The sequence below is a fragment of the Streptomyces sp. NPDC111606 genome, from assembly GCF_055656945.1.
The window spans coordinates 1,634,700-1,646,403 of sequence record NZ_JBVKBY010000001.1; the positions used below are offsets into that span (position 1 = coordinate 1,634,700).

Annotated in this window: 6 protein-coding genes and 4 pseudogenes; 3 read left to right on the forward strand and 7 right to left on the reverse strand. The window is 67.9% G+C overall.

The annotated features are described in order from the left end of the window. Positions 1 to 410 precede the first annotated feature (410 nt). Positions 411 to 1,157 (reverse strand): class I SAM-dependent methyltransferase, encoded by a 747-nt coding sequence (locus ACZ7M7_RS07425; protein ID WP_472113668.1) that lies wholly within the window; start codon positions 1,155 to 1,157, stop codon positions 411 to 413. Then, positions 1,154 to 1,321 (reverse strand): hypothetical protein, encoded by a 168-nt coding sequence (locus ACZ7M7_RS07430; protein WP_472113671.1) that lies wholly within the window; start codon positions 1,319 to 1,321, stop codon positions 1,154 to 1,156. The genes ACZ7M7_RS07425 and ACZ7M7_RS07430 overlap by 4 nt, the downstream gene beginning before the upstream one ends. Positions 1,322 to 1,475: 154 nt before the next feature. Here ACZ7M7_RS07430 and ACZ7M7_RS07435 point away from each other — a divergent pair. Both ACZ7M7_RS07435 and ACZ7M7_RS07440 read left to right on the forward strand, forming a co-directional pair. Next, positions 1,476 to 2,660 (forward strand): annotated as a pseudogene (locus tag ACZ7M7_RS07435) (replication initiator); the annotation flags it as partial. A gap of 173 nt (positions 2,661 to 2,833) precedes the next feature. Next, positions 2,834 to 4,121: pseudogene (locus ACZ7M7_RS07440) on the forward strand (tyrosine-type recombinase/integrase). A gap of 135 nt (positions 4,122 to 4,256) precedes the next feature. On the opposite strand, the gene ACZ7M7_RS07445 reads toward ACZ7M7_RS07440, so the two are convergent. Both ACZ7M7_RS07445 and ACZ7M7_RS07450 read right to left on the reverse strand, forming a co-directional pair. Then, positions 4,257 to 4,643, reverse strand: coding sequence for a DUF5958 family protein (locus ACZ7M7_RS07445; RefSeq protein WP_472113674.1), 387 nt, complete (start codon positions 4,641 to 4,643; stop codon positions 4,257 to 4,259). A 4-nt stretch (positions 4,644 to 4,647) separates the two neighbouring features. Then, a pseudogene (locus ACZ7M7_RS07450) lies at positions 4,648 to 5,430 on the reverse strand (polymorphic toxin-type HINT domain-containing protein); the annotation flags it as partial. A gap of 143 nt (positions 5,431 to 5,573) precedes the next feature. Here ACZ7M7_RS07450 and ACZ7M7_RS07455 point away from each other — a divergent pair. Then, positions 5,574 to 6,662: pseudogene (locus tag ACZ7M7_RS07455) on the forward strand (DNRLRE domain-containing protein); the annotation flags it as partial. 53 nt (positions 6,663 to 6,715) lie between these two features. Here ACZ7M7_RS07455 and ACZ7M7_RS07460 read toward each other — a convergent pair. The 3 genes from ACZ7M7_RS07460 to ACZ7M7_RS07470 all read right to left on the reverse strand — a co-directional run bounded on the left by ACZ7M7_RS07460 (position 6,716) and on the right by ACZ7M7_RS07470 (position 11,602). After that, on the reverse strand, positions 6,716 to 7,894 hold the full coding sequence (locus ACZ7M7_RS07460; protein ID WP_472113677.1) for an amidase domain-containing protein: 1,179 nt from the start codon (positions 7,892 to 7,894) through the stop codon (positions 6,716 to 6,718). A 115-nt stretch (positions 7,895 to 8,009) separates the two neighbouring features. Further along, positions 8,010 to 9,299 (reverse strand): polysaccharide deacetylase family protein, encoded by a 1,290-nt coding sequence (locus ACZ7M7_RS07465; protein WP_472113680.1) that lies wholly within the window; start codon positions 9,297 to 9,299, stop codon positions 8,010 to 8,012. A gap of 47 nt (positions 9,300 to 9,346) precedes the next feature. Next, complete coding sequence (locus ACZ7M7_RS07470; protein ID WP_472113683.1) at positions 9,347 to 11,602, reverse strand: transglycosylase domain-containing protein; 2,256 nt, start codon at positions 11,600 to 11,602, stop codon at positions 9,347 to 9,349. Between the last annotated feature and the right edge of the window lie 102 nt (positions 11,603 to 11,704).

Consider the following 11,704-nt stretch of genomic DNA (forward strand, 5'->3'; position numbering starts at 1 on the left):
CTCGGTCGCACTACGAGTGGCTGATCCCGAAGGTAGGGAGGGCGCGTTTCCGGGCTGTGGCAGCGGGTGACCGGAAAGGAACTTTGCTCTCACGGTGGGGGGTGGGGGGATGAGAGGTTCTGGTAGCCGTGCCCTGTGTAATCCCTGTGTAAGGGGAGAGCGAGCGGCCCACGTGGACGTCAGGGCTGCTGCGGGGCTGCCAGTGGGGTTCGGCTGGGGGTGCGGGGCTGGGATGTGGCGCCTGAGGAGCCTGCTGGCCGTATCCGTGACCGGCAGGTGGGGCGACCGCCGCCCCTGACTTGCGTTCCACTGGTGTCCGTGATTGTGCGGGGGAATCCGTGGGTGTTGCCGTCACTACTGTCGTCAGGAGTCGGGCGGCGGTGCCGGTGCCATTTCTCGCTCTCTGCCGATCACTGCGGAGATTGTCGGGCCACCGTGTATGCGGTGGGGCCAGTAAGCCCTGTTGCTGTGCCGTCGAGCATGTCCAGGACCTCGAAGCCGGCGCCCTCCGCGTAGCGTTCCAGCTCGCGGGGGAACAGGACACGCCTGCGGATCTCATCTCGCACCTCGTCGCCCGAGGGGAGCGCCCAGTGCCGGTGCATGGTGTTGATCTGGGTCCGCAGGTCCCACTCGTGTCGGATGGTGACGGTCGCGGGTCCCGTCGGGGTGTCGACCGTGGCGGTAGTCGGCTCGGTCCGGGTGATCGGGGCGACGGGGGAACACAGCACGAGCAGCGCTCCTGGCCAGGCGTGGGCGGCGAAGGTGGCGAAGACCTGGCTGATCGCCGCGTTGTCGTGCACGTAGGCGAGGCTGTTGCCCATGCAGGTCACCACGTCCATACGGCTGCCGAGTCGTGCAGTGCGCATGTCGCCGGTGCGGACGTCCAGCCCGGGCCGGGCCTGGTGGGCGTAGTCGACCAGGCCGGGCTGAAGATCCACGCCGATGCACTCGAAGCGCTGGGCGAGGATCTCCAGGTCGCGGCCGGTACCACATCCGAAATCGACCAGGGTCCGGGCGTCGGGCCTGTGCAGCTCGACCAGGGTCTGGCACATTCCGGCGCTCGTGCTGTCGGACTGGACCACGTCGTAGAGTGCCGGATCGCGGTACAGGAGGTTGGTGGCTTCCACGTGCTCGGCTTCCGTGTCGGGGCTGGTCACATGAGGCTTCGCAGCCCGACCTCCAGGGCGAGTACATCGCACAGCAGATCGGGGAGGACTGGCGCGGAATCGGCGTTCTTCCGCGCCTTGGCCAGAGCGTTGCCGTCAACGTAGGCGAGGTCCACCAGAATGGACTCGTTCAGCATGTCGTCCAAGACCGGCAAGCCGTGAGAACGTAAACCCTTCTCCAGGACGGCCAGGAAGTTCTCCGGTTCGGCTGGCGCGGCCACCGACTCGGGCAGCCCGGCCCGTCTGATCCGTTCGCGGAACAGCGCCTTGCCGCGCTTGTGCTCCTTTTGGTGGCTGCTCCATGAATCCTGCCCGGCCTGCTCCCGCCTCTACGCCGCCGACACCTACCACCTCATCCGCGCCGGCCTCTCAGGCGGCATGACCGTCCCCGATACCGTCCGCACCCACCCGGGTCTTCGTCACCCTCACCCCGCCGTCCTTCGGCCCCGTCCACAACCGCATCACCGCCCCAGGCGGCGGCATCCGGCCCTGCCGCTGCCGCAAGCTCCACGAACCCACGGACGCCCTGCTGGGCACGCCGTTGAATCCGGCGACGTACGACTACGCGGGCGCGGTCCTGTTCAACGCCCACGCCGGAGCTTTGTGGGCCCGTTTCACCACCTACCTGCGCCGTGAGATCGCCGCCCGGCTCGGCATGACCCAGAAGGCCGCCCATGGGGTCCTGCGTGTCTCGTTCGCCAAGGTCGCCGAGTACCAGCAGCGCGGCCTGGTCCACTTTCACGCCGTGATCCGCCTCGACGGCCCGGACGGCACCAGTCAGCCACCGCCGCCGTACGCCACCGTCGCCATGCTTACCGACGCCGTACGCGCCGCCGTCGCCCGGGTCCGCGTCATGATCGAGTCGGACGCGATCGGGGAACGCGAACTCGCCTGGGGCGAACAACTCGGGGTACGCGAGATCACAGCCTTCGGCACTGACGCCGAATTCACCGACCAGGCCGTGGCCGCCTACGTGGCCAAGTACGCCACCAAGTCCGCCGACGCCTCCGGCACCCTCGACCGCGCCCTGTTCTGCCGTCCCTGCCAGGGCCGCGGCGCCACTCTCCTGCCCCATGGAACCCCGCTCCCCTGCACCGCGTGCGACGGCACCGGACAGGCCCGGCCCCTGCCCCGCCTCGTCATCGCGCGCCACGTGCGGCAGATGATCCGCACCTGCTGGGAGCTGGGCAGACTTCCGGAGTTCGCCCACCTGAAGCTCTGGAAATGGGCGCACATGCTCGGCTTCCGGGCCACTTCTCCACCAAGTCCCGCCGATACTCCACCACCCTCGGCGCGCTGCGCGCCGCCCGTCGCACCTGGCGCACCGAACAGGCCCGCGCCCACGCCGGCCTGCCCGAGCCGAGCACAACGCTCGTCGTCGGCCACTGGGCCTACCTGGGCACCGGCTACAGCCCCGGCGCCGCGCTCCTCGGCGCCGCCGTCTGGCACCGCAGAGAACTCGCACGACAGTTCATCGCGGAAGGGGGTTGCTGATGACCATGCAGGCACCCGCCACGCACCAGGGGCCGAGCATGCCGGAGGAACTGCTGACGGTTCCGCAGGTCATGGCACGCCTCCAGCTCGGCCGCTCGGCCGTCTACGACCTACTCCGCACACGCCCTCACCGACTTCATCCGCACCCGCCTCGGCCAGGAAGCCGCCGCCTGATGACCACACCCCGCGACACCCCCGCCTCCCGCCGCGTGCGCGCCAACGGTGACGGGACCGTCTACCAGCGCAAGGACGGCCGCTGGGAGGCCGCCGGATACCTCCTCGCCCCCGGCAACACCCGCAAACGCGTCCGCGTCTACGGCACCACCCGCAAGGAAGCCCTGGCCAAGCTCACCGAGAAGATCGCCACCAGCAACCGCGGCCTCCCCGTGCCCTCCGCGCAGGGCAGCGTCGGCGCGTACCTGACGTACTGGCTCGATGCCGTTGCCGTCCACCATCTCCGCGAGAACACGCACACCCGATACACCGCCTGCGTCAACCGGTACCTCGTCCCCGGCCTGGGCAAGAAGAAGCTCGCCAAGCTCTCTGCCAAGGACGTTCGCACCTGGCTCAACCAACTCCGTACCACCTGCCAGTGCTGCGCGCGCGGCATCGATGCGGGGCGTGATGAGCCCCGTTGCTGCGCCGTCGGAACGTGCTGCTCCAAGCGGCTCTCTCCGCTGACGCTGGCCTACATCCACTCCGTACTCAAGTCCGCACTCGAACACGCCGTACGCGAGGAGGAGATCCCGCGCAACGTGGCCCGCAACGTCCGCACCGGCACACCCCGGCCTCGACGCTTCGAACCCCTTACCGCCGACGAAGCCCGCCAGTTCCTCACAGCCGCGCGCGGACACCGGCTCCATGCCCTGTTCGAACTCGCGCTCCACACCGGACTCCGCAAAGGCGAACTCCTCGGCCTCCGCTGGGAAGACCTCGACGTCGACCGGGGCACGGCTGCCGTCCGCCGCACCTTGCAGCGCACGAGCACAGGCGGACTCACTGCGTTGCCCACCAAGACCCGAGCCTCCGAGCGCCGCATCGCCCTCCCCGCCCGCTGCCTCCAGTCACTGAAGCACCACCGAGAGCAGGCAGCAGCGCGAGCGCGAGGCCGCAGGCACGGCGTGGCAGCACAACGGGCACGTGTTCACCACGCCGCAGGGCAGGCCGATCGACCCGACCAACCTCACCCGCACCTTCACCATGCTTCTCCGCAAGGCCGGCCTCCGCCGCATCCGCTTCCACGACCTCAGGCACTCGACCGCGACCCTGCTCCTGGAACAGGGCGTCGAACTCGTCGTGATCAAGGAACTCCTCGGCCACGCCCACATCGGCGTCACCGCCACCGTCCACGCCCACGTCCGGCTCCGCCTCCAACGCGGCGCCATCGACACCCTCGGCGACGCACTCAACACGGGCAACAGCGACCCCGACGAACCACCCGCCACAACAGCCGTCCGCTGACGTTGCCGTCAGCGTTGCCGTCAAACGCCTGGGAGCCCTCACCAAGCACCTGCTTGGTGAGGGCTCCCAATATGCGCCTTCGCGGCCTCAAGAATTCTCGGCTACGCCTTCGAGCGACACCGGGGATGCTCGCATCTATGACAAATTGTGCCAGGCATGACTACAAGTACCTCGACACTCCGTTTCCCTTCGCCGCGCGTCAGCGACAGCGAACATAGAAAGCAGAACACGGAAGGACTTCAAGTACTCGCTCGGCGGAAGATTTATAATCTTCCCCATTTGTTCGAGAATTGGCTCTCGAACAATCAAGACAGCGGGAGTCATCGTAGCTTTCACCCCCGACCGCAATAGTCCGTCACGTCCGTCCTCCGCCGTTGCATGGGCCTGCATGGAGTAGCGAACCACCTCTTGCAGTACCGCTCTCTGCTCGACCTGCTCCAGTGAGGAGAACCAGGTCACAGACTCCTCCAGGCTGCGGAGTCCTTGAGCAACCTCATTGATGATTCGCTCCGACACTCTCACCTGATCACCGACTCCGGGGCTCGAATACAACGTACGGCCGACTCATGTCCAGCTCTGCATAGTCTGGACGGTTCGGATTGTAGTTCTGCCAGAAATCTCGACCACGCCCACTACCCTCGCCGTCCCCCGTTCCTCTCGGCAGGGAGTTATTGATGCCGTGTCGGGTTCTGGACGGACCAGAAAGAATGTAATCCCAGTCCGATGCGGCATTGGGTGTTCCGTTCGCACGGCTTCCCACCACAATGACTGGCTGCCCCGCCTTGTCGGCGGCATTCTGAATACGCTTGGCATCATTTGGACTGATACCCGCATCTGACGCCGTCCTAAAGCCTGGACCACACCACCCACCGGAATTGTGCACCAGGACCGGCGTCTCGCCCGCCAGCACATAGTACGTATGCAGGTCATCAACCGTCAGGTTGTACGTCCGGGCATGCTTGGTGAAGGAGTGGTTGGCGGTGACGATGACGGTCTCGCCCTCGTCGGTGAGCAGGGTCAGGCCCGGCTTGAGGTCGCCCGCCTCGACCCACGCTCGCTCTGATGGAGACCAGAACGGGTGCTCGTGTGTGGCCGTCAGCTTCTCGATGCCGTCCGGTGTTGCGATGGACAGCTCGTTGAAGTGCTTGTCGTCCTCCGTGACGATGAGGCGGGTGACCTTTCTGGGGCCCGACTCACCGGTTTCCGGGTCAGTGGCCAGGACCTTGTCGCCGAGTTCGACGTCCTCGATATCCTTGGTGGTGCCGTCGGCCATGAGGACGTCCGTGCCGGCCAGGAAGCACCTGTTGCAGCCCCATTTCACTTTCCCGGCCCCGCGTGCACCGATATAAGTCATGATCGACTGGAAGCCCACGTTGCCGCATACAGGGCATGTGTCAACGGTGTTGATTTCGTCGACGTGCTTCCAGCCGTCGTAGAAGTTGCGCAGTGCGCCGCACCGCCGGCACGGCCACCAGCGTCAGCGCGATCATCTCCAACGCCAAACCGCCGACGGCCGGGCCCAACGTGCTCTACGTCAGGGCCGTGGACAGCGCGGGCAACCCCTCGGATGCCACGAAGTACTTCTTCTACGTCACCCCCCGGGACCAGGCCGACTCGCCCGGCGACTTCACGGGCGACAAGCTGCCCGACATGATGGTCGTCACCGAGGCCGGCAATCTGGGCATGTATCCGTCGCAGGCCACCGCCACCGACCTCGCCAAGGGCAGTGGCGACCTGGACTACTCGATGCCCGGCGCCTACCGGGCCAACCCCGACAAGGACCCCAACGGCGACGAGCTGCCGCCCTATGCAGCCGCGCCCAACGGCCACTTCAAGGGCGCCCTGATCACCCACAACGGCGATATCTACGGCGGCGACGGCCTCCAGGACCTGGTCGTCCGCGTCGGGGGCAAGCTGTGGGTGTACCCCGGTGACGGATACGGCGCCGTCAACATCGACAAGCGCCGCGAGATCCTCCTCCCGGAGGGTGCCCCCAGCCCCGCCGACCTGACCCAGTTCGTGTCGGCGGGCGACGCCACCGGGGACGGCCGGACCGACTTCTTCGCCACCATCGGCGACGAGCTGTGGGTCTTCACCGGATACCACGGAGCGACCATCGACCAGGCGACCCGGCTGTGGGCCTCGGGCTGGACCAGCCGGGACATCGTCAGCGCGCTGGACATCAGCGGCGACGGGGTCACCGACCTCGTCTACCGGTCCGACTCGTCGGGCAGGCTCCTGCTGCGCAAGGGCATCGCCGCATCCGGTGGCGGGGTGAGCCTGACGTCACTGGGCAATGCCGGAAGTTCGGCCGGGGGCGATGACAGTGAGTACGGCGCCTCGGGGTGGGCGGTCAGCAACTTCCCGCTGCTGATGGGCACCCCCGATGCCAACGGTGACGCCGTCCCGGACATATGGGGCGTGCGGTCCGACGGATCCGTGCGCTTCTACGCGGGCGGCAAGGCCACCGTCGTGCCGGGGTCGGGCACAGAGATCATCGGCTCGGCGAGTTACTGGAAGACCCGCATCGCCATCGGGTGACCCGGTCCCTGGCCGCCGGTGGACGACACCGGCGGCCAGGGGGGTGGCACGGATCAGGTGCGGTACGCGTAGTACAGAGCGTTCGGGTACGACGCGATGATGCTCGCCACCGACCTGCTGTAGGTGTTGGTGGAGTGGTACGTCAGATACGGCACGCCGCGGCTGCGGGACGTGACGATCATGGTGTGGTCCTTCGAGCCGTCCTTGTCGAAGTCGAGCTGGAGGACATCGCCGACGTCCATCTGGTAGACGTTCGCCAGGCTGGTCGTGCGCTTCGAGTTCTGGGCGAACCAGGACCACTCGTTGACGCCGATGAACGAGTGCGACTGGATGTCGGCGTTGCCGAACCACCTCGTGTAGTCGTACACGTAGCCCGGGACGTGCTTCCAGCCGCCCGCCTTCAGGGACTGGCTGACGAAGTTGGTGCAGTCGCCGCCCGCGCCCTGGCCGTTGAAGTTCGGGTAGGCCGGGTTGTAGTTGGACCAGTACTGCTTGGCGTAGGTGGCCATGGCCGGGTAGTCCAGGCCGGACGCGGTGAAGTTCTTCGGGCTGGCCGGGCCGGGGTACGAGGTCGATGCCTTCGGCGCCGACGGTGTGGTGCTGGCGACCTTCGCGGTCATGGGCTCGACGGCCGGCCTGGCCGTCGAGTTCACGGCGAGGTCGCCCTCGTCGGTCGCGCGGATCCCGGTCAGCTGCCAGTCGCCCCGCCGGTCGGCGCTGAAGGTCAGCTCGTGGTGGGCCTGGAAGCCGGTGGTCCCCGGCTCGCCGCCGCGGACCTTCTCGTAAGTGAGGGTGGTGGTCTCGGTGACCGCGACCTTCGCCTTGCGGCCCTTCACGCTGGTGGCGTCCAGAGTGACGGTGGTGCTGCCCTTGCTGTACTTCTCGCCCAGCTTGGCGAGCTTGTCCTTGCGCTGGTCCAGCGCGGACAGTGCGGCGTCCTCGCTGCGGGCCGTACCCGCAGACATCCGGACGTCCCCGGAGAAGCCGTCGGTCAGCGGCTTCTCCCGGTTCCCCTGCCCACCGTCGACCAGCGCGTCCGTGCGGTCGGTGAAGACCGCGTCCGCCAGCCGCTGGAAGGTGGCCTTGGTCCTGGCGTCCACCGTGGGGTCGTCGACGACCGCGGCGCCCGCGCTCCAGTTGGGCAGCATCGCCGCTCCGGCGACGACCGAGGCGGCCGCCGCGCCGAGTATGGTGGCGCGTCGCCGCGTACGGCTCAATTTCCTTGTCTTCACTGATGGTTCCCCTCTTGTCCCGGCGGACGGATGCCGGGGGCAGCGCATCTTCGCATGACATGTGTGGCTGTTGTGAAGGGGGATGCGTGCGTGATTCAAGGACGTTATGCGAACGTCACTGCACCACGGTCGACCAGTCCGGGGACTGCGCCGGATCGAGGGTGCGCAGCCGCTCCAGCGTCGCCGGCTTCTGCACGTCCATCCAGTCGGCGAGCTCCTTGAAGGACACGCACTTGACGTCCTTCTTGGTGCACACCTCCTCGATGATCCGGTCGACGGCCCGCATGTAGATGCCGCCGTTCCAGTCCTCGAAGTGGTTGCCGATGAACAGGGGCGCCCGGCTGCCGTAGTACACGCGGTTGAAGCCCGCCAGGTACGTGCCGACGGTCTCCTCCTCCCACTGGGGGTACCGGGCCGGGTCGCCCTCGGTCTCGCCGTCGGACTGGTTGTAGAGGAAGTTGAAGTCCATGGAGAGGCCCTGGTACTTGCCCCCCTCGTAGGGGAGCATCTGCAGCGGGAAGTCCCAGATGCCGTTCTTCTTGGTCGGCCATATCTGGAAGTCGCCCGCGGAGCTGGCGTCGTAGCGGTAGCCGTAGTCCTTGGCGGCCTCCAGCAGGTTCTTCTGGCCCTCCAGGCACGGGGCGCGCCCGCCGGTGATCGCCTTGGAGACGTCGAACGGCAGCGGGGGGAGATCCGTGGCTCCGGTGTTGGTCTTCCACTTCGACACGAACGAGTTGAACTGGTCGATCTCGCTCTTCCACTCCTCGACGCTCCAGTCGCCGCCGCCCTTCTCGCCGCAGAAGTGGCCGTTGAAGTGGGTACCGATCTCGTTGCCGTCCTGCCACGCCTTGCCGAGCTGCTCCACCGTGGTGAGGATGTGCTCGTCCGTGGGGTAGCTGATCGCCGCGGCTCCCCGGTCGTGCTGGGGCGGGTCGTACAGCGCCTTCTTGTCCTTCGGCAGCAGGTAGATCCCCGTGAGGAAGAACGTCATGTGGGCGTCGTACTTCTTCGCCACCTCGCGGTAGTGCGAGAAGAGCCGGTCGTCGCCCTCCAGCGCGCCGTCCCAGGAGAAGACGACGAACTGCGGAGGCTTCTGTCCGGGCTTGAGCCGCTCCGGCTTCAACTGGCCCTTTTGCGGACCGGTGTAGGAAGTGGAACCGTCCCCCAGGACCTTGGTCCTGCCGTCCCACTGCGGCTCCTTGGCGGCCGACCCGCCCCCCTTGCGCTGTTCCCCGGAGGACGCGGTGGGCTCGGTGTGCCCCGTGCGGTTCAGCACCAGGTAGCCCGCCGTCAGCGAGGCGACGACGAGGAGCGCCGCCAGGGCCAGGAACCCCGGGCGGCGGGCGGCGGCGGCGGTGCGGCGCGATGCCCGGGCCTTGCGGCGACGCCCAGACGGTGACTTCATGTGCGGCTCATTCTCCTGACGGTTGGACTGCGGTACCGGGTCGGTGGTCAGCCGAGGGGTCTCATGGCACCGGACCAGATGCCGTAGGGAACGCTGTCGTCGGCGGTGCCGGCGAGGCCCTTCAGCGGCAGCGGTTCGAGGCTCTTGGCGAGGTCGATGCGGTAGACGACGACCGCCGTGGAGACGGCCTTGTGCGTGCCGACGTACCAGGAGGCGGTGTCCTTCGGCGTCGTCCCGGCCTTCCCGGCCACCTGCGCGGTGGCGGGCGCCGCGTCCGGGTGGGCGGTCCGGAAGGCGTCCGTGAGCGCGGAGGTGACCTCCTCGGCCACGTCGGCGCCGAACGCCCGGCGCGGGTCCGGCAGGTTCAGGGAGATCTTGTCGCCGTTGTGGGTCATCCGCCGCACCGAGTACGGCTCGGTGTGCTTGCCGGCGGCGGCGAACGTGGAGTAGCCGCTGGCCATGCGGATGGCACTGGGTGTGGAGCTGCCCGTGGCCAGCGCCGGCACCTGGGCCCCGATGCTGGAGCTCAGCAGACCCGCGGCCTCGGCGGTGGCGCGCACCTTGTCCAGGCCGGTGTCCATGCCGAGTTGCATGAAGGGCGTGTTCACCGACAGCGCCATCGCCCGGTGCAGGGAGATCTGCCCGTACGACTTGTTGCCGTCGTTGCTGGCGGCCACCTTGCGGCCGCTGCGGTCCCAGTACGGCCCCTCCGGCGTGGTCACCGGCACGTCGTCGTCGCCGTCGTAGACGGAGTCCCCGGTGACGGAGGTCGTCTCCCCGTCGCGGGTCTTGCGGACGCCGTGCTCCAGACCGGCCGCGTACACGAACGGCGCGAAGGCCGAACCGGCCGGGACGGTGGTGGCGTTGGACTCGTTGTAGCCCTGCTTGCGGTGGTCGGGCCCGCCGTTCATGGCGAGGATCCGGCCGTCCGAGGCGACCGACGCCGCGCCGTAGTGGACGCTCTTCGCGGCCTTCGGGTCGTCCTTCAGAGCCTTCTTGCGCGCCTCGGTGACAGCCTCGGTGAGCTGGTCCACCCGTCGCTTGTCGAAGGTCGTGTAGATCTGGTAGCCGCCGAGGTCGAAGTCCTTGTCGGAGATCTCGGCGGCCTTCTTGGCGTACTGGGAGGCGAGTTCGACGAGGTAGTCGCTCTGCTCACCGGTGTCGTACAGCGGGTTGCGCTTCAGCGGCTCGGGGAACTTCTTGTAGGTGTCCCGCTCGGCCTGCGAGAGCTTGCCTATCTGGACCATCCGGTCGAGGGTCCAGGACCAGCGCTCCACGGCCCGGGCGCGGTTGGCGCCGCTGAGGGTCGGGTCGTACAGGCCGGCGCCCTTCAGCAGGGCGGCCAGGAACGCGGCCTCGGAGGCGTTGAGCTCGCTGACGTCCTTGCCGTAGTAGGCCTGGGCGGCGCGCTGGATGCCGTAGGTGCCCCGGCCGAACCAGCTGGTGTTGAGGTAGCTCTCGAGGATCTCGTCCTTGCTCATCCGGTTGTCGAGCTTGAGGGCCATCATCGCCTCGGTGAACTTGCGGCGCAGGGTCTGGTCCTGGTTCAGGTAGACGTTCTTGACGTACTGCTGGGTGATGGTCGAGCCGCCCTGGGTGTCACCCTGGCCCAGCGTGCGGAACAGGGCGCGGGTGATGCCCTGGACGGAGATGCCGGGGTCGCTGTAGAAGGACGCGTTCTCCGCGGCGAGGACCGCCCAGCGGACGTCGTCCGGGATGTCCTTCAGCGGCATCGCCTGCCGCTGCACCCAGCCGGTACGGGCCATGGGCGTCCCGTCGGCCCAGAAGTACACGTTGTCCTGCTGGGTGGCGTACGAGTTGAGGTTGTCCGGGATGTCGGTGGCCGCGTAGGCGACGGCGAGGAGGAGGCTGCTGAGGCCCACGCCGGCGAGTGCGCCGCCGAGCCACTGCCGCCAGGAGGGCAGCCACCGGCGCCAGCCGGCGCGTCCCGGCCGGGGGTACTCCGGCCGCATCCGGCGGGCATAGGGCGCGAGGCGGGCGACCAGGGGGGCGAGGCGAGCGGCCAAAGGGGCGAGGAGGGCCAGCACGGGCGCCAGATGGAGCGCTGCTACGAGGCGGGGGCCCAGGGGCGGGCTGGGGGCTTTGCGGCGGTTCCGGTTGCCGCGGCGATGCTGCTGGTCGGGCGTGTCATCGCCGGGTATTCGCTGCGATGAGTCCGCCTCCGCGGAAGCGGATATTTCGGATATCGCAGATTCACTTTCGCCATCGGATATGCGTTGTGACGGCACCCGCAACTGAACGGTCTGGTCCACCGGAAACAAACCGGACACTTTCAGCTGCATGGTGGCGTCCCGCTCCTGAGGCTCCTCCCCCTGCCCCCTCAGCGCCACTGCCTCCCCCTCGCATTCGGTATATGCCGACCTCACAGTCCAGCGCGCCTACAA

Bases quoted from the DNA above. Each gene is read 5' to 3' on its own strand.
- ACZ7M7_RS07465 (WP_472113680.1), bottom strand. From the start codon at position 9,299: ATGAAGTCACCGTCTGGGCGTCGCCGCAAGGCCCGGGCATCGCGCCGC.
- ACZ7M7_RS07470 (WP_472113683.1), bottom strand. From the start codon at position 11,602: ATGCAGCTGAAAGTGTCCGGTTTGTTTCCGGTGGACCAGACCGTTCAG.